Origin of the sequence: Sulfurimonas sp. SWIR-19 (assembly GCF_020410885.1) — a bacterium.
Lineage (GTDB): Bacteria > Campylobacterota > Campylobacteria > Campylobacterales > Sulfurimonadaceae > Sulfurimonas > Sulfurimonas sediminis.
Window position 1 is genome coordinate 424,411 of record NZ_CP084578.1, and the last position, 22,663, is coordinate 447,073.

The window sequence follows — 22,663 nt, forward strand, 5'->3', positions numbered from 1 at the left end:
AGTTTTAATGGAAAAAATTATACTGCTTATTCCGGGTATTCCTATTGTGATAGCATTTTTGCTGATTTTTGTGAAGAAAAAAGAGTTTATTCCGAAAATCAGTCTTATTTTGTCCAGTATGATAGCCTTGCTCGGACTGTACGGAGCTTATTATGTTATAAGTAATGATACGCAAATCACAGGATTTGGCGGTTTACTTATATATAATCAGCTTTCAGCTGTTTTGGTGCCCTATGTTGCAATTCTTGGTCTGGTAATTCGTAAATATGCTACGAAATACATGTGGGACGAAGCAGGGTATAAAAGATTTTTCATTCTTTTGAACTTTATTTTTGCGTCAATATATTTACTGGTTATGAGTAACAATCTGATTGTTTTGGCTCTGGCATGGCAGCTGATGAGTATCGGTCTGTATCTGCTTGTCTCATTTAATGTTGGTTCAAAAACAGCTGTAAAAAATGCAAGATGGACTATGTATATACATAAGGGTGCAGATTTGGTTTTTTTACTCGCTGTGATACTGACATATAAAACATTTCAGAGTCTCGATCTTGCAACGTTGAGTGAAAAGTGGCTGCTTATGTCAAAAACATCGGTTGATGAGCCGATAATCTTTGTAATCGGGCTGCTTTTTTTAATTGCCGCGATGATGAAATCTGCCATCGTGCCGTTTCATATCTGGCTGCCTTACACTTCTGAAGCGCCAACCCCGGTATCTGGATTGATGCATGCGGGTGTTGTCAATGTAGGCGGTATACTGCTCAACAAGCTTGCTTATCTGTTGATGCTGACGCCGGGCGTACTCAATATCGCTTTTGGCATTGGACTTTTTACCGCAATATTTGCATCGGCTTTGATGCTGGTGGTCTCAGATATCAAGCGTTCTCTTGGATACTCTACCGTAGGACAGATGGGATATATGATTATGGAAATAGGTTTGGGTGCATTTTCACTTGCCGTCTATCATCTTATCGTGCACGGTATTTTCAAAGCAACACTCTTCTTGGAATCAGGGGCCTTGATTAAATATGCCCGACATGATCCAAATATACCCGAACGCCTCTCCTATAAAGTATTTTGGGAGGATAAAACAGGCAACAGGAGCAACAGACTCTTTTATCTGATTGCATTTTTTACCATTTTGCCGGTTCTGGCTTTTATAGGGGTGAAAATGGTACTGAGTGAAGAGTTCTTTGAATTTAATGCGGCTATTGTTATACTGGCCTTTGCCTGGTTGACAGGAACACAGCTTTTCCTGTCATTCTTTAAAGTCTCAAAGTCTGATTCGATACAAGTCATTCTGGCACTTGTCAGCACGTTTGTTCTGATTTTGTTTACCTATGAGTTTATCGGTCTGACACTTGAGCATTTTTTATATGGTGATGATGCCTTACTCTTTTATAAAGCGGCAACACTGAATGTGACGATGGCAAGTTCCATGGTTATGTTGGCTGTCATTATGACCATTGGCTGGCTCTTTATGTATAAACAGCATTTTGTGGAAATTCCGAATGCTGACATAAAACCAAGTAAAATGAAGTGGCTCTTTTACAAACTGTTGGCAAAAGAAGGGTTCTATTTTGAAATATTTAAGCGTTCTAAAAAAGGGAAACTATGATATCTGGTATTTTATTATTTGTGTTAGCCGCAGGATTTCCTTATTATGTTTTTCTGGAAAAAAGCAAGAGGATTGGCAGCAAAGGTATCTTTTTATTGAGTGGTCTTTTGCTTTTATGTGCAATAATACTCTCTTTTTTCATAGCAAATGAACATCCGACTTCACTTGTCGTGATATCATTTTTCAGTGCATTGTATACTATATACAAGGCTACAAAAACAACAAACTTTTACAGGCTCGGATACTATTTTATTTTTATAAATGCTCCATTTTTTATGCTTTTTGAAGATAAGGGAGCCTTTTACAGTCTCTCTTTGCTGGTTTCTCTCCTCGGGATCTATTTTATAGGAAGGTTTTATGAAAAAAATTACGGCAGTGCAAACTATCTTGCTGTAAGAGGCGTAACACTTGCTACACCTTATCTGAGTATCTATATCACTGTGTATCTGCTTTGTATAGCCCTCTATCCTCCCTTTCCAAATTCGCTCTTTTTTTTGAATTATCTCTTTACGGGGGAACCGTTCAGGCTTTGGTCTATAGTTGTTATAACGCTTTTTATAGGAAACTTTTTTTTAGCTATGAGAGTTATGGAAAAGTCACTTTTTGGAAAGCCGAATTTAAATATTCACTATGTGGATTTAACTTTTAAAGAAAAACTGTTGCATTTATCTGTTGTTACAGTTTTACTCGGACTGAGTATATATGGACTGAAGGAGCTGCTTTTATGAGTACAATCATGCAAAAACTTGATGCTGTCAAAGGCACGGTACCCCATTACTGGCCAATCGGCGCATTTATTCATCACAACCCTTTAAAAGGTTTTGAACATCTCCATTTTAAAGAGGGAGTAGCCCAGGCACAGAGTATTTTTGGCGGGAATGTTTACATGCAACCGTCGTATTATCTGAATCTTTACAAAGAGGGTAAAATCAATCCTAATTTGCTGGAAGCAAACTTAAAAGAGATACTCAAAAGTGACGGATTGCAGGAACATTATGATCTGGCAAAAAAATGTCTGACAGAAGTCAATCCGAAATGGAACAGTCTTCGAAGCACTGCAGATTTAAACGAACATGAAATTGATGAAGATCTGTTGGCATATCTTGATGAAAAATTTTTCTATCACAATAAAGAAAAGTGGATAGAAAAACTGACAAAACATATGACACTCTATGAGATCAATGATATTCTTTTTGAACGTGATGACAAAGAGATGATAGAAAAAGATATTATTGAGTATATCACCAGGTTTTTGGATGAAGAACAGACAACCATCACGATGCCAAACAGAGAACTGGGAATGTTTGAAACATTTAAACTGTATGAAAACTTTGACTATGCGAAGGACTCTGAGTCTTTTGTGAATGAAGCGCTTCAAAAGCTGAAAGTGAAAAATGTCGAGCAGTATCTGCTTGCACATATTTTAAAACTGCACGGATGGGCAGGATTTATAAAATACCGTTCTGAAGATCCTGACTATTTTTCACAGCAGGAGTATCCGTCATCACTTATGGATTATATGGCGATCAGACTCTATTTTGAACTTGCCTACCTTCAGCACAGACAAATTAACAATTTCGAACTGCTGGACTCTTTTGTGCAAAAAAACAGTGCCTGCGTCATTTTGAAAATACTGCAGGCAAAAGGGGATCTGCCCGGAAAATATATAGATGACATACAGGAATATCAAAATTATGAGCAGATTTTAGAAAACTATGTGCAGGATGAACTCAAACTCGATGCCAAGCAGGTGCACCTCTCAAGTGCGCAGCTGAACAATAAAGAGATTGCCTTGACAGAGTTGGCCAAAATTATGGAAACACTGCGCTCAGAAGAGGGATATATCTGGCTGAAGTCTCTTGAAGACAGCTATATTCATGCTTTCATTGATGAGATGAAACTGACGCAAACCGCTCAAGAGCAAAGACCTCTGGCTTCTGCCACATTTTGTCTGGATGTGCGTTCGGAACTGATGAGAAGATCTCTGGAGAGCAGGGGCAATTATGTAACATACGGGGCAGGAGGCTTTTTAGGTTTTCCCATCGCCTTTGTAGAGTTTGACAAGGCGCATGAACAGTTTTTATGTCCGGCGGTGGTAAAACCCGGCAATATTATATTTGAACTGCCAAAAGAAGCGCATGAAGAGTACAGTTCGAAAAAAATTATGAACAAAACTACCAAAAAAGTATTAAGTGATTTAAAAAACAATCCTTATACTCCTTATATAATGGTAGAGGCAATAGGCTGGATTTTTGGCATAAATCTTTTTGGAAAAACATTTTCTCCAAGAAAAACAAACAGGTTTCTGTCCGGCTTTAAAGCACAAAAGCCTAAAACCACATATACTCTGGACAAACTCTCAGAACAAGAGATAGAAATGTATGTCAATAAAATGCACAGATATGTGATTGTGGAAGCTTTGAAAAACAGCGCATCACAGGAGTATGCGGCAGAAGAGATTCAGGCCATTCGCGATCATTTGGTTTTCGAAAAAGAGTTGTCACTGGATATTCCAAAAGAGTTGCTGGAAAAACTGCGCACGAAGTACAAAATAACACGCAAAGATTATGAATATCAAAAGAACAAACTCAAAATGGTCGGATTTACACTTGAAGAGAAAGTGCAATACCTCTACAGTTTTTTGATGATGACAGGTCAGGTGGATAATTTTGCCGAGTTTGTCATTCTCTGCGGACACCAAAGTGTTTCAGACAACAACCCGTTTGAATCGGCACTTGACTGTGGCGCATGTGGCGGGAGCAGCAGTTTGCCAAACAACAGAGCTCTCTGTATGATAGCCAACTCGAAAGATGTAAGAGAAGCTATAGCTAAAAAAGGAATTGTCATTCCTGATGATGTTAAATTTATGCCGGCTTTACATGTAACGAGTACAGATGAGATAAAATTTTATGATACAGATATTCTCACGCAAGGAGAGTTGCGAAAGTTCAAAAAGGTTATGGCGGATTTTGAAGAAGCTTCAAGAATTGCGCGCCAGGAAAGAATCACTCAGCTGCCGTATACAAATACCCAGGAAGATATCATGGTGAAGTCAATGGACTGGTCAGAACCAAGACCGGAGTGGGGACTGGCAGGAAATATGGGTGTTTTTGCCGGTCCAAGAAGCTCTATAAAACACATGGCGTTTCAAAACCGGCTTTTTATGCACTCGTATGATGCCTCTTTGGATAATGAAAATGCGGATATTTTGACAAAAATTTTCAACGGACCTCTTATTGTAGGTGAGTGGATTAATCTCGAGCACTATTTTTCCACGGTAGACAATACTGTGTACGGGGCAGGTTCCAAAGTCTACCACAATATTGTCGCAAAAGTCGGGGTTTTTAACGGTAACTACGGGGATCTTAAAATAGGACTTCCAACGCAGTCTGTTATGCTGGAGGGCAAAGCCTACCATGAACCGGTACGGCTGCTCACCTACATGGAAGCCCCTTTGGAAGCAGTGGGCAAGGCGGTTGAAAATTCCGTAGCCAAAGAGTTTATATTAAATGAGTGGATACGACCTGTTATCATTGACAAAAAAGCGAAGAAGGTCTATTCGTATGAATCAGGTGATTTTAAAGTTATAAAAGAGTTTTAATAGTATGTTTTCTTAACCATACTTTTAAGCACAAAGTGATATAAATAAGTAATACTATACAAAGGAAATATTAATGTATACAATAGAAATTGACAAAGAGTGCAGTTGCTTTAAAAAAAGCGGGTTTGAAAACAATATGACATTTGAGTCAAGAGAAGACATGATCAACAAGGCGAGAGTGTTAGAGTGTCGTATGAATCAGGAGTTTTGTATGAAACACTTTTTTCAGGCAGTAGACTATGGAGACAAAATAATCATTCACAGTACTGTGCGACCTGTAGAAGATGAAGATGAAGATATCGAAGATGCAAGAGACTTGGTACAAAGAAGTGGCGTAACCATAGGTTTTGATGCCGCTGAAAGCACACCAAACGGAAGAGAAAACTGCAGCACACCAAGCTCTGATTTTTAAAGCCAGAATAAAGTTTCAATGCCATTAAATTCAGCAGTTATTTGGAACCGGTACTTCCGTGCCGGCTGTTGCAATAGTCCTGCCACTCTCAGTCGGCACTAAAGTACCGATTCCGAGAACTGCCGGCTTTGTGCTTTTATATTTTTTGAACGCTCTCTTATTCTCCGTAAACTGTAATACGGGATTGACGGTCATAATCCCACAGCAAAAATGTGTTATCTTGGAAATTTGAGCATTTTTTGCTGCAGTAATAATACTTGTGTCTTTATCTGCATCTCCTAATTTATAGCATAATGTTGATTTTTTTAGCGTGTCAATTTTCGAATAATCTACTTGATTCCCATCATAAACCATATTTGCCGGTGTCTGAATCATCTTATGGGCACATCCACTAAACCCCATTGTCAGTGTTATCGCTGTTAAGGTTAAACCAATTTTTTTTGTAAGTATAGCAAAATAGGTAAAATTACTTTTACAGTCTTTTGCTATACTTACAAAAAAAAGTGAGTGAAATTTGATGCAGGATTATCTTATTGTCTTTATTGTGCTGTATATGCTTCTGGAATTTTATGAAGTGCAGTGGCAAAAGGCTGGGACACTTATGGATATGCTGGCACGTATGTACCGCTATTATCATAAAAATATTCTTCTTTTTCTGATTATGCACCCGACCTTTTATTTTGCCGTCTGGTTTTTGTTTTATACCCACTATAATCCCTATGCTTTAGCATTACTCTCTTTTAAAACTGCTGATATTGTAAGTAAAATTATTATGATTGATCAGGTTTTTATAAAAAAAGAGATATCAAAAGAGTTTGCCCAGGTACTGCTTACTCCCATAGGACCGTACCTGCCGTATGCAGGGCTTTTGCTTTATCCGTTTTTTATATATATGGCCTCAGTGTGAAAATACAGAAGATAGAGACACAGACAAAGAAAAGAGCACTGAAAACGCCGTTTGTCACAGCACTCAGACGGGTAGAAAATGTGCTGTTTATCCGTGTGAAGATTACATGTAACCAAGGTTTTTATGCTTACGGCGAAGCACCTGCCACAAAAGCAGTGACAGGAGAAGACCTGCAAAGTATTGCAAATGCGATTGGCGGATTGCAAGATGCCTTGCTTGGTCTCGCACCGGGTAAGGCTTTACATGTAATCCATGGCAGTACAATGGGTTCGAGTGCAAAAGCCGCTCTTGATATGGCCGTTGTCTCTTTGCTGGCACAGCAGAATAATCAGACACTGTTACAGTATCTCGGTACAAAAGATTTTTCTCCGATTTTTACCGATATTACTGTCAGTCTCAATGATGCAGAGAAAATGCTTGCAGATGCGAAAAAAGCTTTTGACAACGGATTTCATATTTTAAAAGTAAAGCTTGGCAGTGACATAAACCATGCTGTTGCAGTTACAAAAATGATTTGTGAGACGCTTGTGGATGCAGAGGTGCTCATAGATGCCAACCAGGCGTGGAGTCTTGAACAGTCATTATACTATGTTGAGGCAGTAGAGGGATTACATGTAAGCCTGATTGAACAGCCTGTTGGTGCAGATGATTTACAGAGTCTGAAAATCATAACCCAAAAAAGCACTGTTCCCATTCTTGCGGATGAGGCGGTATTTACTCTTGAAGATGTCAAAAAAGTGCATAAAGAGGGCTGTGCCGATATGATAAATGTCAAACTGATGAAATGCGGCGGTGTGAGCAGGGCACAGGAAATTTTGGAATATGCCAGAGCCAACAACATAGAGTGTATGCTGGGTTCTATGCTGGAGGGTCCCGTCTCCATACATGCGGCTCTCTGTCTTGCTTTTGCATACAGAGATGTTGTAAAGTATGTAGATTTGGACTCTCCTTTGCTGTATAAAAAGACGCCGAGGGTTTTAGGAAAATTTGGTATAATACGCAATACAATACAGAGTCTTGCAGGTTTGAGCACATATAAAGGTTGAGAAATGAAATATGATTTTTCCGGGGTTTTAGAGGGTGATTCGGAGTTGATTTATACTGAGCTCAGAGACAGATATTTAACCTGTATAGAATCATATGCCTGTGAGCAGGTGGTAAAACAATTTTATCTGAGAATTATCAATCTGTTTCATCAGTCATTCACTTCGAATGATATCAATACTCTCTATAAAGAGCTGGCACTGTATAAAATCTCTATGAATGTTCCCTACATCATTATGACCAACGAAATATACGGACTGAAAAACCTTTTGTTATCCAGAATTGCACAAAATATTGAGAGCAATAAAATTTTGAATCTCATTGCCCTGTTTAAAGAGATAAACAATGGTGTTGCCTATATTTATCTTTCAAGATATACACAGGAGATTTATACGGTAAACAACAACCGGCTCAGCTCTTTATCTGATCTTTTGGACAAAGATATCATAATAAAACACTACGAAGCACATCTAAACTGGCTCAATGACCTGGCAAAACATATTAACAATTTTGACAAAAATGATTTTCCCGAACTTGACGGGATGCAGTGTGAGTTTGGAGACTGGCTGCACAACAGTGCAAAACAAATCATTCAAAACAATTCAAAGCTCAAGGCTTTAATACGGCTGCACAATGATTTGCATATGTTTGCGAAAAAAATATTTGTAAATTTGAAAACATCGGAGTATCATGTACTGATTTCCTATCTGGAAAAATGTGAGCTTATCTCTTTGAGTATCGGTACAGAGTTGGCACTTATTGACAATATCGAGATGAATAAAAAAATGACCAAGGACAATCTGACAGGTGCGCTTAATCGAAATTCCCTGGAACTGATATTTAAAACCCAGTACGAACTCTCTTATGCCACGGGGAACTCTTTTGTTCTTGCGATGTGTGATCTGGACTATTTTAAAAATATAAATGATACCTACGGGCATGTCGCCGGAGATAAAATGTTGCATTTTTTTGTTGCAATTGTGAAAAAACATATCAGAACTTCTGATATTGTCATCCGATACGGAGGCGAAGAGTTTATGATAATTCTCTCAGCCATACAAAAAGAGGCAGGTTTCAAAGTATTGGAAAAGATACGCCAGGCTTTTGAAGCCGCGGTACTTGAAGCCGATGGACAAAAGTTACAGGCCACTGTAAGCATGGGTGCCATGTGGATTAAGCCTGATAAAATATACAGGCATGCCCTGCTTGACGAATATGTGATGATTGTGGACAAGATGCTTTACTGTGCCAAAGAAAACGGAAGAAACAGAATAGAGGCTATTTAGAGGCAACAAATCTCAGCCAGATAAAGCCAAAAAAACCTGCCAGCAGTGAGGCAGCCAATATCCCGATTTTTGCTTGAAAAATGAGTGTATCATTGTTTTGGAAGGCCAAGTCTGCAACAAAGATACTCATAGTAAAGCCGATACCACCAAGCATAGACACTCCAAATATTTGACTCATAGAACTGTTTTGTGGAAGTTTTGCAATACCAATTTTTATGGCAAGAAAAGCTACTCCGGCAATACCGATTATCTTTCCAAGAATAAGTCCGAGAATAATACCAAAAGAGACAGGCTCAGATATCACTTGAGAAATAGATGAAAAGTCTATATTTATACCTGCGTTTGCCAAGGCAAAAAGAGGAATAACCACGAGACTCACCGGCAGGTGTAACTCATTTTCAAGTCTTGCAGCAGGCGAATTTACCGCATCTATTCTATCTTTTATGTTTTGTAAAACTGCCTTTTGTTGTTCATGCATTGTGTGGTCTGTTGCTACGGGATAATTGTCATACTCATCTAGTAGATTTTTTGTCTGTTGGGTAAAGTCAGTGGGTGGCATTTTTGGTTTTGAAGGAATTGTCAGTGCGGCGATGACTCCGGCTATAGTTGCATGTATGCCTGATTCAAGCATAAAAAACCACATAAACAGACCAACAATAAAGTAGGAAAGTACTGCATGAATGCCAAAACGATTGAGTGTGACCATTAGCAAAAACATAACTCCTGCAAGCAGTAAAAAATCAAAATGAATCTGTGCAGTATAAAACAGGGCAATCACTATAACAGCACCAAGGTCATCAACAATGGCAAGTGCAACCAAAAAAGTAATAAGTGCGGGTGATACACGATTGCCAAGTAAGACAAGTGCAGAGATGGCAAAGGCAATATCGGTAGCCATAGGAATCCCCCAGCCATTTGCACCAATGCCTCCATTATTGATACTTAAGTATATCAAAGCAGGTACAATCATACCGCCAATGGCAGAGAGAATAGGCAAAACAGCAACTTTGATATTTGAGAGTTCACCCACAAGGATTTCACGTTTGATTTCCAAACCGATGAGAAAGAAAAATATAGCCATAAGCCCATCATTAATCCAGTGATGTAAAGAGTTTTTTATAACAAGTGAACCAATATCAAGTTCAATTTTTGTATGAATAAAATGTTGGTATATTTCATATAAAGGAGAATTGGCAAGAAGCAGAGCAATAATAGTCATGCCCATTAGGACTAATCCGGTTGTTGTTTGTGCATGTAAAAAATGTTCAAAAGGGGTATAGACTTTTTTAAAGCCTTTTTCCCATGGTGCGTAAAGTTTCATTGAACATTCCTTAAATATCTTACAACAATTATAACACTAAATAGGAATAAGTTGAAATATGTGTATAATTTGCATATGAATTTACAGGATTTGAAAAACAGGACAATATTGTTACTTGGAAAGAGCCGGGCTTTTAGTGAAGATGAATTTCTATTACAGTTGCAGTTTCATCATATAACGCTTACAAAAGAGCCAAATGTCGATGTAGAGTTCGTTGTGGAAGGTCGTATGATGAGCCCTTATGAACAAAATCTGAGTGATACCCTTTATGAGGAAGAAAAATATGCGTTTATGGCTATAGATTTGTTTGAAAAACTTTTGGCACAAGAGATTGACAATGATACTCTGCTTATGAGCTTAAAGCTCTCCAATGACAAAAAAAGATTAAAAAGTTTTTTGCAAAACAGCTGTATAGAAGATGCGCTTTTCTTTAAACTTTTAAAAATGTACTCTTTTGGCGGTGAAGATTTTTTCGAAAATGATGACAATCGTGATGTCTCTGCTGCCTTAATAGCAAGATTTTATGAAAATATAGAAAGAAACCATAATGTGCAGTATGCGACAACAGGAATTTATCATCTGATAACACAAACAAAAAACGAACAGCTTTTAGAAGCCATCGCTTTTTTGGAACCGAGCAAAAAACATCCCAAAATTCTAAAAGCACTTGCCCTGCATGAAAAAACACCCAGGAATGTGCTGAAAATGTTTTTAAAAAAAGGGGATGAAGCAACAAAAGAAGCGATGGCATACAATGTCAATCTGGATAAAAGTATAGCCCGTGAGTTGATAAAAAATAAAAAATTTGCCGAGATCGCAGCACAGAATATCAGGCTCGATGAGGAAATGTTTTTACTTCTGTCTGTCTGTAAACATGCTTTGGCGGCAAATGAGACCTTAAATGAAGTTATGCAGCAGGAGCTTGTTACATGTAACGATGAAATGATTCATCTTGCTTTGGCTGCAAACGAATGTTTACATGTAACGACATGCAAACATCTGCTTTGTCTTAATAACGAGAAAATCAGACAAGTAATTTATGCCAACAGTGCAACGCCGAGAGATATCCTGGAGTCTGCCTATAAAGAGGGAAACTACAATGAGCCGCTGAGTCGCAACAATGCGACACCACAAAATATTTTGGAAGAACTTTTTAAATGCGGGGATGCGCAGATACTTTTAAATTTGGCAAAAAATGAAAATACTCCGGTAGAAATTTTATATCAACTGCAACTTGAGAGCCGTTTTGAGCGGGCAGTCAAAACAAACAAAGCCTTTGCAAAACATATACAAAATGAAAATATAGGATGGTTAGTATGAGAGCAGGAGAATTGAGACAGGCTTTGGAGGCACTGGTCTTGCAAAAAGTGCCCACATTTGTGTGGGGAGCACCGGGAATCGGAAAATCTTCGATTGTCAAACAGATTGCACAGAAAAACAACCTTGGTTTTATTGATTTGCGTTTGGCTTTGATGGACCCGACAGATTTAAAAGGCATACCTTTTTATGACAAAGAGTCACACACCGCACTTTGGGCACCGCCTGCTTTTTTGCCGAGTGAAGGCCAGGGGATTTTGTTTTTAGATGAGCTTAACTCTGCAGCTCCTGCTGTGCAGTCTTCGGCCTATCAGCTGATACTTGACCGGCGTGTGGGAGAGTATGAACTGCCTGAGGGTTGGGCTATTGTGGCGGCAGGAAACCGTGAGGGTGACAGAGGTGTGACCTACAGAATGCCGGCTCCTTTGGCAAATCGTTTTGTGCATTTTGAACTGGAAGTAAGTGTGGATGATTGGCGTGACTGGGCGTACAAATCCGGGCTTGAGAGTCGTATAATTGCCTACATAAGTTATAAGAATGAGCATTTGTTTACCTTTGATGCCAAAAAGGAGCATAAAAGTTTTGCAACACCCAGAAGCTGGGAATATGTCGGAAGTATTTTACAAAGTGCTCTGCCTGCATCTGTACTTTTGGAAACAGTGAGCGGTGCGGTAGGGCGGGATGTCGCCGTTTCATTTTTGAGTTTTTTAAAAGTAATGGACAGGATGCCTGATATAGAGAAAATACTCAGTGCCGAGGAGTTCGTCTACAGCGAGGAAGTGGATGTTTTATATGCTTTGAGTTCTGGCATTGTCAGTCACTATCTGCAAAATCCGAGTCAAGAGCGACTTGAAAACCTGCTTAAGTATACCCTTGGACTCAAAGGGGAATTTGCCGTAATGATAGCCCAGGATTTGCAAAGAGCAGGTGTCACGATGGAAGATTCAAGTGTTTTTAAAGAGTGGGTAAGAAAGTTTTCTTATCTGTTGCAATAGCCGGCACGAAAACACCGGTCCCAAAGGGTATTTTTTTTCCGGAATCGGTACTTCAGTGCGGGCTGAGCATGACAAGAAAGTTCAAACAGTCGGCACTGAAGTACCGATTCCGGGAGGATGCATACTCTTTTTGGAACCCGTACTTCAGTGCGGGCGAGAGTGGCAAGAAAGCTTAGCCAGTCGGCACTACAGAAAAAAATTTAGTTTTTTTCACAAGTCATGCTTTAGCATAGAAAGTACCGATTTCGAAGATGTGCTGCCTTTCGGAACCCATCCTTTAGGGTGGGCGAGGGTGGCTGAAATATTGGAGAGATATATGCAAAAAACAGAAGAAAAAATTTCACAGGCAAAGGCAAAACTTTTACTGGAGTATCCCTATTTCGGGACCCTTGCCTCAAAGATTGATGTCATTATAAATGATGATATTGAAGCCTTTAAAAGTGACGGCAAAAAGCTTGAAATCAACAGCGATTACCTGCAAAATCTAGAGCTCTCTGAAATGGAATTTGTCTTTGCCAACGGGGCAATGCATGCAAGTCTGGCGCATGAGATGCGTAAAAACAAACGCAGTGGCTGGCTCTGGCAGATGGCTACGGATATGGCAGTCAATGATATGCTTGTGCAAAACGGGCTTGATATGCCTTATGGCGCACAGTACAGAGAACGTTTCAGCGGGATGTATGCAGAAGCGATATATGCCGAGCTTAAAGATGATATTTTACGGGATGATGAAGATTTAGAATACGAGGCGGATGATTCTGATGATGTAGAACAAAAAGAGAATGAGCAAAAAGAGAAAAATGAGCAAAGCTCACAAGAACAGCTGCAAGAAGAATTGCTTCAAGAACAGCTTTTTGCCGAGGAAGCCATTGCTCTTTTGGAATCCAAAATGCACAAAGGCGAAGCACCGGTGACGATTGAGCGTTTTTTTCAGATTTCGGATTTTGGAAAAGTTGACTGGCGAAATGAACTGCGGATGGCACTTGATCCTTATTTTCGGGATGATTATGTCGTGATGCCACCTTCTAAAAAACTGCTTTACAGCGGTATATATCTGCCTTCAAATATTTCTCAGACCTTTCGTCTTGTGATTGCGATTGACAGTTCCGGCTCCATTGATGAAGTGCTTTTAAATGAATTTTTGAGTGAAGTAAATTTTTTGATGACTTTGGTGCAAAATTATCAGATTGAACTGCTTGTGTGCGATGAAAAAATTCAATCACATAGTACTTTTTACAGTGGAGAAAGATTGGAAATTGATGTAAAAGGCGGTGGGGCAACAGACTTTCGTCCTGTCTTTCATTTCATAGAAGAAAACTTTGATGATGTGAAACTGCTTTTGTATTTTACAGACCTGGATGGAACTTTTCCAAAATATGCACCGGATTATGAGGTGAAATGGATAAGTTCCAAGGAAAAGAAACTTCCGTTTGGAACACTGATAAAACTTGACTAGGCCTCAAAAATGACCTGATTTCTTCCGTTCTTTTTTGCCTTGTATAAAAGCATATCGGCTGCGTTAATATTCTCTTCAAGAGACTCCTCTTCGTTAAAGAGTATTGCGCCTATTGAGACGGTGAAATTAATAGAATGACCATCTTTAAGAGGGTAAGAAAACTTTTCTACCTCCTCTTTGAGTCTGTTGAAAATTTCTTCTGCACTGTACTGATTGATATTTTTAAGCACAACACAAAATTCTTCTCCTCCAAATCTTGCCACAATATCATGCGGATTTGTAGAACTTCTCAGGATGTCTGCGAGTGCGATGATGATTTTGTCTCCTACATCATGACCATAAGTGTCATTGATGTTTTTAAAGTGATCTATATCTATCATCGCGATGGCAAATCTTTCACCACTGTTTTTAATTTCGTCAATATACTCATTTATTGTGTCAAAAAAGTATCTGCGGTTATACAGTCCTGTAAGATAGTCACGGTTTGCATAGTTTGTTATCATCTGTATATTTTCCAAAGCTTCTATTGAATTGTTGATGCGGCAGGAAAATTCCTCTTTGGAAAAAGGCTTTTTGACATAGTCATTTGCTCCGTGTTTTAAAAAGAGTGCCGTTATCTCTTCATCTTCATTTGAAGAAATGACAAGAATACAGAGTTCGTTTTTGGTATATGTTTTTCTGATTTGGATGGTTAATTCCAAACCATCCATGACAGGCATATAATAGTCAGTTAAAACAAGAGAGATGTCGGGTTGGGATTTGAGCATACCGATGGCTTCTTCTCCGTGGGCAACGCTGATGACCTGAAAAAAAAGATTTTCAAGCATTGTCTGCATCTGCTGTCTGAAGATTCTCGAATCATCCACTACAAGCACTTTGTGCTTTTTGTTGTTTTGTAGACGTTCTATGGTGTGGATGATGTAGTTTATGTCATCTACTCCGCTTTTGTTGACATAGTCAATAATATTTTTTTGAAGAATTTTTTTTCTGAATTCTTTGTCAATATTACCGCTTAAAACTATGGCATGAATCTTTTTCTGTGTTACATAATCAACAATTTCACCATTTGGCGCATCCGGCAGGTTGATATCCAAAAGTGTAACGAAATAGGAATATCGTGCGATAAAGAGTTTTGCTTCTGCCATTGTGTATGCCACATCGACTTCCAAACCAAGAGCAGAATGTAGCTTTTTTGCAATAAGTTTTGCCAGTGTTTTATTGTCTTCTACAATTAAAATTTTTTCATTCATCATAAATGTTCCTAAAAAATGTTAAGTAGCAGTATACAGTTATTAATCTGATATTATACTAAGAATGGATATTATCCGTTTATGAATTATAAAGACTTGATACTTGATAAACTATACAGGAAACAAAATGTTTTTTTAACAGGTGGTGCCGGTGTTGGAAAAACGACCATTACAAGAGAGGTTATTGCAGCATTTGAAGGGGAGGCAAAAAAAGTTGCCAAACTGGCATCAACGGGAATGGCGGCTACACTCATAAACGGGCAGACACTGCACAGCTTTTTTGATCTGGGTATTGCTGCAGATGTGGATGCGTTACAAAAAAATGCAAAATTTGAAATCAAAAAGAAGATTAAAAAACTGATATTGAGTATGGATTTAATCGTTATTGACGAAATCTCCATGGTGAGTGATACACTTTTTGCAATGATAGAACTGCGTCTTCATCAGGCAGGTTTTAAGGGCTCTTTGCTGATTGTAGGTGATTTTTTACAGCTGCCTCCGGTTGTACGCGGTTATGGTGAAGTAAAATTTGCTTTTGAATCACCTGCCTGGCAGCATTTCTCTTTTGAAACAGTGGAGCTGACACATATCTACAGAACGGATGACCTTCGTTTTATAGAGCTTTTACATGCAGTGCGTTTTGGTGCTATTGATGAAGCTGTTCATAACCAGCTCAACGAATTTATAAAACCTCTGCCAAATGATTTGAGTCAGTTTACTTTTTTGTTTGGTAAAAATGCTTCGGCTGCAAAACACAACAAAAACCAGCTTGATTTTGTAGACGAGGCTTTACATGTAAAGGAAGCGCAGATTGTAAAACATCTCAAATCAACGCAGGACAAAGAAGTGGAGCGTTTTATGGATGATGCCAGAATAGATAAAGAGCTTGCATTGAAAGTGGGTGCTCCTGTTTTGTTTACACGAAACGCCTGGAACTACTTTAACGGAGAAAGAGGCACTGTTGTCAATGTGGATGAGAGCTGTGTGTATGTGCAAAAGAGTGACGGCAAAGTGCTAAAACTTGAGCCCACCGCACAAAGCAAGGCTGTCTGGAAAGAAAAGAGTGTCAAAGGGAAAAAAGAGATGGTGGAAGAGAATGTTTTTACGGTCTATCAGTATCCGATCAAGCTCGCTTTTGCAATAACCATACATAAGTCACAGGGGATGTCCATCGAAGATTTGATTATAGAGACCAATGAGATTTTTGCGCCTTCTCAGTTTTATGTGGCTCTTTCACGTTCCTGCAATCCTGCAAGACTCATCCTCATTGCCCCAAAAAGACAATGGCATGAGCTTGCCTATGTAAATCCAAAAGCTTTTAACTTTGTACAAAGAGAGAGAAGTTGTTAAAAAAAGTAGAAAGTGGTATATTTTTTATACTTGGTGCAACTTTGATATCTGCTCTTAACGGGGCATTGACAAAAATACTCACAGAAGATATTTCTGCCCTGGAAATTGTTTTTTTACGCAATCTTATCGGAATTTTTATCATCCTCTATACTCTTAAGCATACGGCACCAAAGCTTACAGGCGGTAAGTTCCACATGCTTTTTGTTCGTGGACTTTTCGGTTTTATGGCGATGATTTTGTTTTTTTATACAATAGCGGTTATTCCCTTGGGGGAAGCAATGACAATGAATAAAACTTCACCGTTTTTTGTGACACTGCTTGCCTATTTTATTTTACATGAACACTTAAGCAAACGGACACTCTTTGCACTGCTCATCGGATTTCTGGGTGTTGTTTTCATTGCCAGGCCTTTTGGCATGAGTTTTTCCTATGCGCATTTTTTAGGCATACTGGGCGGCTTTTTTGCAGCGGCAGCCTACACAACTATAAAGAAGATAAAAGATATATACGATTCACGGGTAATAGTGCTCTCTTTTGTAGTGGTCGGAACACTCTTGCCTGCATTGTTGTTTCTGAGCGCACCGCTTATGGATGTTCCCGCTCCTTTGCGTTTTTTGTTTCCTGAGTTTATTATGCCCGGGAGTTTACATGTATGGTTGTTGATTGTTTTGATGGCGTTTATATCGACACTTTCGCAATGGCTTTTGACAAAAGCATACAGTGCTTCAAACTTAAGTATTATAGGAGTTGTCAGCTATGCAAATATTCCCTTTGGCATAGGTTTTGGCTATATGCTTGGGGACAGTTTTCCCGATACATTGACATTTACAGGTATCCTTCTTATCATTTTTGGTGGAATTTTGGTGAGTAAAAAGAGAAGTTAAGCTTGTTGGCAGAAAATAATAGTTATCATTTATAAATATAATATGAAAAAGAGGGAAAATTTTAGATGCAAAATGTGAACGCAAGTGTTACGATTGCGATAGATGAACTTCCTGACAATGTTGTTATTTATAAGTTTCAAGACGGCGATTTTGTTTTTGTAGATATAAATAAAAATGTCGAGAAAACAGAAAATATTTCTAAAAAAGAACTGATAGGGAAAAAACTCACAGAAGCTTTTCCCGGTGTCAAAGATTTTGGGCTTTTTGATCTTTTGCTGCAGGTGTATCAAGACGGCAAGCCAAGAGAGCTTGATACAAGGCTTTATAAAGATGAAAAGACAAACGGCTGGCGTTATAACAGTGTAAGAAAGCTTTCAAACGGCGAATTGATTGTTTTTTATAAAGATATGACCCGATGCAAACAACTCGAAGATGAGGTGTATTCCTTGGACAAAGAAACAGCACAAGAGAGAAGAAAAGTTCACTTGCTTGCAAAAGCACTACAACAAACGGATGATATGGTTTTGATCACGGATGCAAACGGTATTATAGAGTATGTCAATGATTCTGTACTTGTCAAAACGGGTTATGACAGAAGTGAACTTATAGGAAATAAAACAAATATTTTCAAATCAGGAAAACATACGGATGAGTTTTATAAAAGACTGTGGAAGACGATACTTTCGGGAAAAAATTATAACAGCGTCATTATAGATAAAACAAAAGGCGGCAGACTCTATTATGCAGACTTAAAAATAACACCGCTTTTTGATGAAGAGAAAAATATCCAAAACTTTGTTGCTACAAGTACAGACATTACAAGCCGTATCGAGATGGAAAAAAAGCTGAAAAAACTGGCAACGACAGACAGTTTGACAGAGATATACAACCGCTACAAAATAGATGAAGCGATAAATCTTCACATAGAAAGATACAAACGCTACAGGGAACCGTTTTGTATACTGATGTTTGACATAGATTTTTTTAAAAAGGTAAACGATACCTATGGACATGATGTAGGCGACAGGGTATTGAAAGCTTTAAGCCGTCTGGTTTTAACACATATCCGAAAAACTGACATATTCGGTCGATGGGGAGGGGAAGAGTTTGTTATAATACTTGAAAACACAAGCAGGGAAAAAGCAGTTCATATCGCTGAAAAACTCAGAAAAAGAGTCGAAGCATACAGTATAGACAAAAAATATAAAATTACCATCAGCATAGGTGTTACAGAGTACAGCGAGCCAGAAACAAGGGAAGAATTAGTGAAAAAAGCAGACGAGGCTTTGTACAAAGCGAAACAAAACGGAAGGAATCAAGTTGTTGTTGCATAAAAGTTTATTATTGACAGGTTTGATAGTTATTGGAATTTTTAGCGGATGTGCCTCTCATCAGGATGACGGGTATTATGAAAGAGCAAACAAAGCGAGCGAGAAAGCTTTAGAAAAGTTAGACAGAGAGTAAAATCTCTGCCCAAAAAGAGTTTTTATAACTCTTTTTCGTGTTTTGCCAGGTACTCAGCAACACCCTCAGCATCAGGTTTCATACCTTCATCACCTTTTTCCCAACCGGCAGGACAGACTTCACCATACTCATCAGTAAACTGCTGTGCATCGATCATTCTCAGCATCTCATCAACATTACGTCCAAGTGGAAGGTCATTGATTACTGCATGACGAACAATTCCTTTGTCATCAATCAAGAATGAACCACGAAGTGCCACTGCATTGTTTAAAAGAACATCATAAGCACGAGAAATGTCTTTTGTCAAGTCTGCAACAAGTGGGAAATTGATACGGCCGATTCCACCTTTTTCAACTGGAGTTTCTCTCCATGCAAAGTGAGAAAACTGTGAATCAACTGAGACACCTACAACATTTACACCACGTTTTTGAAATTCGTCATATCTGTGAGAAAATGCAATGATTTCAGATGGGCAGACAAAAGTAAAGTCTAACGGGTAAAAGAATACTACAGTCCCTTTTTCACCGAAATTTTCACTTAATTTAAAGTCTTCTACGATTGAGCCGTCAGCCAAAACTGCTGTAGCTGTAAAATCTGGAGCTGGATTTGTTACTAACATATATATGTCCTTGTGTTTAATTTTATAAAGCGATTCTATCTAATTTTTACTAATAAAAATCTATATTTTTTGAGTTAATTTATAACTTTTGATTTTGCCAGTGCTGCTTTTATCTCCTGGGTACTTACATCGCCGTCAAGCTCTAGCGAAACATTGCCGTCTTTTCCGCTGACTGACATATTTTTAATCTTGCTTTTTGTGGCATCACTCATACATTCACACTTTCCTGTGGCACAGTTTTCTACCATGGAAACGATATTTTGCATTTTTACTTCTCCTGTGAAGGAAATCTTCACACCGTTGCCTGTTTTATTTACTTTTTTGTTCATTGCATAACTCCTGTTTTATGATTGGTAATAACTCTTTTTCTATTAAATTGAGTGTTTTTTCATACTCTGCTTCTGCTTTACCGCTTGGGTCTTCAAAGCCTGCATGTAAAGTCTTTACTGCTTTGGCAAACACAGGGCAGGTCTCTTTTGCCGCGTCACACACAGTCACGACCAAGTCAAAAGGCGTATCCAGTACCGTCTCTATAACTTTTGAGTGATATTCATCTCTCCAGTAGCCTCTTTGTTTAAGCAATGCCTGGGCGTGAGGATTTACCTTGCCACTTGCTTTAACACCTGAACTTTGGGCATGCACACACTTACCAAGCTTTGCATTTATGAGCGCTTCAGCCATGATGGAACGGCAACTGTTGCCTGTACAGAGAATTAAAACTTCTTTTTTTTGACTCATATTTTACATGCTCCGTTATGGGATGAATTTTTCAAAGGCGGCAAGGCTATTTCCAAATGCCGAATTTCTCTTAAAGCCTCTGTGCGAAACCTGTCAAGCGGCGAACGAATAGCATAAAAGCCCCAGGTGCCTTTTCTCTCAACTCTTAAAAAGCTGGCTTCTTTTAAAATTTTTAGATGCCGTGAGAGGCGTGACTGGATCATATCAAGGGATTCTTGTAAGTCACAGACACAACACTCCCCGTATTCATCCAAAAACCGCAGGATAAGCACCCGGGTTTCATCATTTAGTGCCGAAACAGTTTTTAAAAATATTTCCATTGCATCCTCCGTTTGCAAAATTATAGCAGATTAATATACAAATATCAAGATATATTGATTTATAGATTTTATTTCGTTATACTTCCACAAAAGCGTAGAAAGTACCGATGCGAAAAGCCAGTATATTTCGGAACCCGTACTTTAGTGCGGGCGAGAGTGGAATGAAAGTAAGAACAGTCGGCACTAAAGTACCGATTCCGAGATGTTTTTGGAACCCGTACTTCAGTGCGGGCTGAGATTGACAGGGCTATAACAACAGTATAAAATAGTATAAAAGGTGAAGTATGATACTTGCATTTGGTTTGTTTTTAGTGACATTGGTTTTTATTATCTGGCAGCCCAGAGGCTTGCAAATAGGAACAACGGCAGTTACAGGTGCTCTCGTCGCCATAGTGCTGGGCATAGTGAGTTTTGATGATGTGCTCACAGTTATAGATATAGTCTGGGATGCGACACTCTCTTTTATAGGTATTATCATTCTTTCCATGGTGTTGGATGAAATAGGCTTTTTTGAGTGGGCAGCCATTAAAATGGCACGATTAAGCGGTGGCAGCGGCAATAAAATGTTTGTCTATATTTTACTTTTGGGTGCGGTCGTGGCAGCCTTTTTTGCCAATGACGGTGCTGCTTTGATTTTGACACCGATTTTGCTGGCAAAGATGAAATACCTGAAAATGAAACCCTTGCCGATTTTTGCCTTTTTAATGGCGGGCGGTTTTATAGGCGATGCCGCTTCAAACCCGCTTGTAATTTCAAACCTCACAAATATCGTGACAGCAGGCTACTTTGATATAGGTTTTGTCGAATATGCCAAAAATATGTTCCTGCCGAATCTCTTGAGTATTTTTGCTTCCATCGTTGTTTTATGGGTTTATTTTCGAAAGGATATTCCTTTACATGTAAAGGTGCAGATGCTGCCCGAAGCATCTTCTGTCATTAAAAACCAAATAATGTTTAAAATTTCATGGATCTTTTTGGCGCTCTTGATGGTGGGATACTTCATAGGCGATATACTGCATCTGCCTGTTTCTCTCTTTGCGCTTGGAGGTGCTTTGCTCTTTTTGGCAATTGCAAACCATTACAAAGCGGTTAAGCCGATTATGACAATCAAAGCCGCACCCTGGCAGGTGGTATGGTTCAGTATCGGACTGTATGTTGTTGTGTACGGGTTGAAAAATGCAGGGCTGACAGATATGGTGGCTGAGTGGATTGAAGCGTTAAACAGACAGGGAGAGACACTGGCCATCATCGGTACAGGATTTCTCTCGGCCATTATAAGTTCTGTGATGAACAATATGCCGACGATTATGATAATGGACATTGCCATAGACAAAGTCGGATATGTCGGGAATGAAGCGCTTGTCTATGCCAATATACTGGGAGCAAATCTTGGACCGAAAATGACACCCATTGGCTCCCTCGCAACACTGCTGTGGTTACATGTACTCGCGCAAAAAGGGGTAAAAATCGGCTGGAGTGAGTATATGAAAGTAGGGGTAATTGTAACACCTCCTGTTTTATTTATCGCACTTTTGGGATTAATTTAAGTTTTTTTAATTCTAAGCCGATATAATAGTATGTTAAATTAATGCAAGGAAGTAGTATGAAAAGAAGCGGTTTTACTCTTATAGAGCTCATCTTCGTAATTGTGATCATTGGTGTGTTGGCAGCGGTAGCTGTTCCGAAATTTAAAAACTTGAAACAGAGTGCAGAATCTGCTAGTGTGATAAAAGTGGCAACGGATGCATTTGCATCTATTCCTAGCACATTTGTAAACAGAGTTGACTTAGAAGGCAATACATCAAATGTTGTGCTGACTGATTTAATTAGTTTAAATGGTAAAAACTGGACTGTAAGCAGTACAGATGCAAACTACAGTGATGATGGCGGCAGTAATAATGTTGCCCGTATTGTATATAACGGGTCAGACAGAAATGCATCTTTGACAATAATTTGTTCAAATTTTAGTGATGCAAAAACTCAAGAGAAATGTCAAAAAGATTTAAATACTACTGGTACCTATATTCAAAATGTTGATTTTTAAGAAAGAAGAGCAAAAGCTCTTCTTTCTTTATAAAGGG

At 38.8% G+C, this 22,663-nt stretch carries 23 protein-coding genes; 16 read left to right on the forward strand and 7 right to left on the reverse strand.

The features are described from left to right. Window positions 1–7 precede the first annotated feature (7 nt). The 4 genes from LCX93_RS02265 (at window position 8) to LCX93_RS02280 (ending at window position 5,631) form a co-directional block, all read left to right on the forward strand. Window positions 8–1,618 (forward strand): proton-conducting transporter transmembrane domain-containing protein, encoded by a 1,611-nt coding sequence (locus LCX93_RS02265; RefSeq protein WP_226067974.1) that lies wholly within the window; start codon window positions 8–10, stop codon window positions 1,616–1,618. Further along, on the forward strand, window positions 1,615–2,346 hold the full coding sequence (locus LCX93_RS02270; RefSeq protein ID WP_226067976.1) for a hypothetical protein: 732 nt from the start codon (window positions 1,615–1,617) through the stop codon (window positions 2,344–2,346). Before LCX93_RS02265 ends, LCX93_RS02270 begins: the two co-directional genes overlap by 4 nt. Then, the gene (locus LCX93_RS02275; protein ID WP_226067978.1) at window positions 2,343–5,219 is read left to right on the forward strand and encodes a putative inorganic carbon transporter subunit DabA; all 2,877 of its coding nucleotides are present in this window, start codon (window positions 2,343–2,345) and stop codon (window positions 5,217–5,219) included. Before LCX93_RS02270 ends, LCX93_RS02275 begins: the two co-directional genes overlap by 4 nt. 73 nt (window positions 5,220–5,292) lie before the next feature. Beyond that, complete coding sequence (locus LCX93_RS02280) at window positions 5,293–5,631, forward strand: hypothetical protein (protein WP_226067980.1); 339 nt, start codon at window positions 5,293–5,295, stop codon at window positions 5,629–5,631. Window positions 5,632–5,661: 30 nt separating this feature from the next. Here LCX93_RS02280 and LCX93_RS02285 read toward each other — a convergent pair whose 3' ends face one another. Then, window positions 5,662–6,033: a hypothetical protein gene (locus LCX93_RS02285; protein WP_226067982.1), complete on the reverse strand. Its 372-nt coding sequence runs from the start codon at window positions 6,031–6,033 to the stop codon at window positions 5,662–5,664. A 115-nt stretch (window positions 6,034–6,148) separates the two neighbouring features. Here LCX93_RS02285 and LCX93_RS02290 point away from each other — a divergent pair, with 115 nt between their 5' ends. The 3 genes from LCX93_RS02290 to LCX93_RS02300 are packed head-to-tail and all read left to right on the forward strand — an operon-like array spanning window position 6,149 to window position 8,868. Next, window positions 6,149–6,538, forward strand: a complete 390-nt coding sequence (locus LCX93_RS02290) for a hypothetical protein (protein WP_226067983.1) — start codon at window positions 6,149–6,151, stop codon at window positions 6,536–6,538. Continuing rightward, complete coding sequence (locus tag LCX93_RS02295; RefSeq protein ID WP_226067984.1) at window positions 6,535–7,584, forward strand: dipeptide epimerase; 1,050 nt, start codon at window positions 6,535–6,537, stop codon at window positions 7,582–7,584. The genes LCX93_RS02290 and LCX93_RS02295 overlap by 4 nt, the downstream gene beginning before the upstream one ends. Before the next feature lie 3 nt (window positions 7,585–7,587). Continuing rightward, window positions 7,588–8,868, forward strand: a complete 1,281-nt coding sequence (locus LCX93_RS02300; RefSeq protein ID WP_226067985.1) for a GGDEF domain-containing protein — start codon at window positions 7,588–7,590, stop codon at window positions 8,866–8,868. Here LCX93_RS02300 and nhaA read toward each other — a convergent pair. After that, a complete protein-coding gene (gene nhaA / locus LCX93_RS02305; protein WP_226067987.1) occupies window positions 8,861–10,189 on the reverse strand; it encodes a Na+/H+ antiporter NhaA in 1,329 nt (442 codons plus the stop codon). The genes LCX93_RS02300 and nhaA overlap by 8 nt on opposite strands. 75 nt (window positions 10,190–10,264) lie before the next feature. Here nhaA and LCX93_RS02310 point away from each other — a divergent pair, with 75 nt between their 5' ends. The 3 genes from LCX93_RS02310 to LCX93_RS02320 all read left to right on the forward strand — a co-directional run bounded on the left by LCX93_RS02310 (window position 10,265) and on the right by LCX93_RS02320 (window position 13,957). Next, on the forward strand, window positions 10,265–11,509 hold the full coding sequence (locus LCX93_RS02310; protein ID WP_226067989.1) for a hypothetical protein: 1,245 nt from the start codon (window positions 10,265–10,267) through the stop codon (window positions 11,507–11,509). Next, the gene (locus LCX93_RS02315; RefSeq protein ID WP_226067991.1) at window positions 11,506–12,501 is read left to right on the forward strand and encodes an AAA family ATPase; all 996 of its coding nucleotides are present in this window, start codon (window positions 11,506–11,508) and stop codon (window positions 12,499–12,501) included. Before LCX93_RS02310 ends, LCX93_RS02315 begins: the two co-directional genes overlap by 4 nt. 316 nt (window positions 12,502–12,817) lie before the next feature. After that, the gene (locus LCX93_RS02320; protein ID WP_226067993.1) at window positions 12,818–13,957 is read left to right on the forward strand and encodes a vWA domain-containing protein; all 1,140 of its coding nucleotides are present in this window, start codon (window positions 12,818–12,820) and stop codon (window positions 13,955–13,957) included. Here the strand turns inward: LCX93_RS02320 and LCX93_RS02325 are convergent. Beyond that, complete coding sequence (locus LCX93_RS02325) at window positions 13,954–15,207, reverse strand: GGDEF domain-containing response regulator (RefSeq protein WP_226069399.1); 1,254 nt, start codon at window positions 15,205–15,207, stop codon at window positions 13,954–13,956. The genes LCX93_RS02320 and LCX93_RS02325 overlap by 4 nt on opposite strands. Window positions 15,208–15,288: 81 nt before the next feature. Between LCX93_RS02325 and LCX93_RS02330 the strand changes: the two genes are divergently transcribed. The 4 genes from LCX93_RS02330 (at window position 15,289) to LCX93_RS02345 (ending at window position 18,905) form a co-directional block, all read left to right on the forward strand. Next, window positions 15,289–16,557 (forward strand): ATP-dependent DNA helicase, encoded by a 1,269-nt coding sequence (locus tag LCX93_RS02330; RefSeq protein ID WP_226067995.1) that lies wholly within the window; start codon window positions 15,289–15,291, stop codon window positions 16,555–16,557. Then, window positions 16,551–17,441: a DMT family transporter gene (locus LCX93_RS02335; protein WP_226067997.1), complete on the forward strand. Its 891-nt coding sequence runs from the start codon at window positions 16,551–16,553 to the stop codon at window positions 17,439–17,441. Before LCX93_RS02330 ends, LCX93_RS02335 begins: the two co-directional genes overlap by 7 nt. A 65-nt stretch (window positions 17,442–17,506) precedes the next feature. Next, window positions 17,507–18,775: a sensor domain-containing diguanylate cyclase gene (locus LCX93_RS02340; RefSeq protein ID WP_226068006.1), complete on the forward strand. Its 1,269-nt coding sequence runs from the start codon at window positions 17,507–17,509 to the stop codon at window positions 18,773–18,775. Next, on the forward strand, window positions 18,768–18,905 hold the full coding sequence (locus LCX93_RS02345) for a hypothetical protein (protein ID WP_226068008.1): 138 nt from the start codon (window positions 18,768–18,770) through the stop codon (window positions 18,903–18,905). Before LCX93_RS02340 ends, LCX93_RS02345 begins: the two co-directional genes overlap by 8 nt. A gap of 22 nt (window positions 18,906–18,927) precedes the next feature. Here the strand turns inward: LCX93_RS02345 and LCX93_RS02350 are convergent, their stop codons facing one another. The 4 genes from LCX93_RS02350 to LCX93_RS02365 all read right to left on the reverse strand — a co-directional run bounded on the left by LCX93_RS02350 (window position 18,928) and on the right by LCX93_RS02365 (window position 20,582). Next, window positions 18,928–19,524 (reverse strand): peroxiredoxin, encoded by a 597-nt coding sequence (locus LCX93_RS02350; RefSeq protein ID WP_151901021.1) that lies wholly within the window; start codon window positions 19,522–19,524, stop codon window positions 18,928–18,930. A gap of 74 nt (window positions 19,525–19,598) precedes the next feature. Beyond that, on the reverse strand, window positions 19,599–19,853 hold the full coding sequence (locus LCX93_RS02355) for a hypothetical protein (protein ID WP_226068010.1): 255 nt from the start codon (window positions 19,851–19,853) through the stop codon (window positions 19,599–19,601). Beyond that, the gene (locus LCX93_RS02360) at window positions 19,834–20,262 is read right to left on the reverse strand and encodes an arsenate reductase ArsC (protein WP_226068021.1); all 429 of its coding nucleotides are present in this window, start codon (window positions 20,260–20,262) and stop codon (window positions 19,834–19,836) included. Before LCX93_RS02360 ends, LCX93_RS02355 begins: the two co-directional genes overlap by 20 nt. Further along, window positions 20,259–20,582, reverse strand: a complete 324-nt coding sequence (locus LCX93_RS02365; protein ID WP_226068023.1) for an ArsR/SmtB family transcription factor — start codon at window positions 20,580–20,582, stop codon at window positions 20,259–20,261. Before LCX93_RS02365 ends, LCX93_RS02360 begins: the two co-directional genes overlap by 4 nt. A gap of 284 nt (window positions 20,583–20,866) precedes the next feature. Here LCX93_RS02365 and LCX93_RS02370 point away from each other — a divergent pair, with 284 nt between their 5' ends. Both LCX93_RS02370 and LCX93_RS12625 read left to right on the forward strand, forming a co-directional pair. Continuing rightward, window positions 20,867–22,129, forward strand: coding sequence for an arsenic transporter (locus LCX93_RS02370; protein ID WP_226068027.1), 1,263 nt, complete (start codon window positions 20,867–20,869; stop codon window positions 22,127–22,129). A 56-nt stretch (window positions 22,130–22,185) separates the two neighbouring features. Continuing rightward, window positions 22,186–22,626, forward strand: coding sequence for a type II secretion system protein (locus LCX93_RS12625; protein WP_283949362.1), 441 nt, complete (start codon window positions 22,186–22,188; stop codon window positions 22,624–22,626). The last annotated feature ends 37 nt before the right edge of the window (window positions 22,627–22,663 follow it).

Excerpts from the sequence above, each read along its gene's own strand:
- LCX93_RS02265 (WP_226067974.1), top strand. The coding sequence starts at position 8 with ATGGAAAAAATTATACTGCTTATTCCGGGTATTCCTATTGTGATAGCA.
- LCX93_RS02270 (WP_226067976.1), top strand. The coding sequence starts at position 1,615 with ATGATATCTGGTATTTTATTATTTGTGTTAGCCGCAGGATTTCCTTAT.
- LCX93_RS02275 (WP_226067978.1), top strand. The coding sequence starts at position 2,343 with ATGAGTACAATCATGCAAAAACTTGATGCTGTCAAAGGCACGGTACCC.
- LCX93_RS02280 (WP_226067980.1), top strand. The coding sequence starts at position 5,293 with ATGTATACAATAGAAATTGACAAAGAGTGCAGTTGCTTTAAAAAAAGC.
- LCX93_RS02285 (WP_226067982.1), bottom strand. The coding sequence starts at position 6,033 with ATGGGGTTTAGTGGATGTGCCCATAAGATGATTCAGACACCGGCAAAT.
- LCX93_RS02290 (WP_226067983.1), top strand. The coding sequence starts at position 6,149 with ATGCAGGATTATCTTATTGTCTTTATTGTGCTGTATATGCTTCTGGAA.
- LCX93_RS02300 (WP_226067985.1), top strand. The coding sequence starts at position 7,588 with ATGAAATATGATTTTTCCGGGGTTTTAGAGGGTGATTCGGAGTTGATT.
- nhaA (WP_226067987.1), bottom strand. The coding sequence starts at position 10,189 with ATGAAACTTTACGCACCATGGGAAAAAGGCTTTAAAAAAGTCTATACC.
- LCX93_RS02310 (WP_226067989.1), top strand. The coding sequence starts at position 10,265 with ATGAATTTACAGGATTTGAAAAACAGGACAATATTGTTACTTGGAAAG.
- LCX93_RS02315 (WP_226067991.1), top strand. The coding sequence starts at position 11,506 with ATGAGAGCAGGAGAATTGAGACAGGCTTTGGAGGCACTGGTCTTGCAA.
- LCX93_RS02320 (WP_226067993.1), top strand. The coding sequence starts at position 12,818 with ATGCAAAAAACAGAAGAAAAAATTTCACAGGCAAAGGCAAAACTTTTA.
- LCX93_RS02325 (WP_226069399.1), bottom strand. The coding sequence starts at position 15,207 with ATGAATGAAAAAATTTTAATTGTAGAAGACAATAAAACACTGGCAAAA.
- LCX93_RS02330 (WP_226067995.1), top strand. The coding sequence starts at position 15,289 with ATGAATTATAAAGACTTGATACTTGATAAACTATACAGGAAACAAAAT.
- LCX93_RS02340 (WP_226068006.1), top strand. The coding sequence starts at position 17,507 with ATGCAAAATGTGAACGCAAGTGTTACGATTGCGATAGATGAACTTCCT.
- LCX93_RS02350 (WP_151901021.1), bottom strand. The coding sequence starts at position 19,524 with ATGTTAGTAACAAATCCAGCTCCAGATTTTACAGCTACAGCAGTTTTG.
- LCX93_RS02355 (WP_226068010.1), bottom strand. The coding sequence starts at position 19,853 with ATGAACAAAAAAGTAAATAAAACAGGCAACGGTGTGAAGATTTCCTTC.
- LCX93_RS02360 (WP_226068021.1), bottom strand. The coding sequence starts at position 20,262 with ATGAGTCAAAAAAAAGAAGTTTTAATTCTCTGTACAGGCAACAGTTGC.
- LCX93_RS02365 (WP_226068023.1), bottom strand. The coding sequence starts at position 20,582 with ATGGAAATATTTTTAAAAACTGTTTCGGCACTAAATGATGAAACCCGG.
- LCX93_RS02370 (WP_226068027.1), top strand. The coding sequence starts at position 20,867 with ATGATACTTGCATTTGGTTTGTTTTTAGTGACATTGGTTTTTATTATC.
- LCX93_RS12625 (WP_283949362.1), top strand. The coding sequence starts at position 22,186 with ATGAAAAGAAGCGGTTTTACTCTTATAGAGCTCATCTTCGTAATTGTG.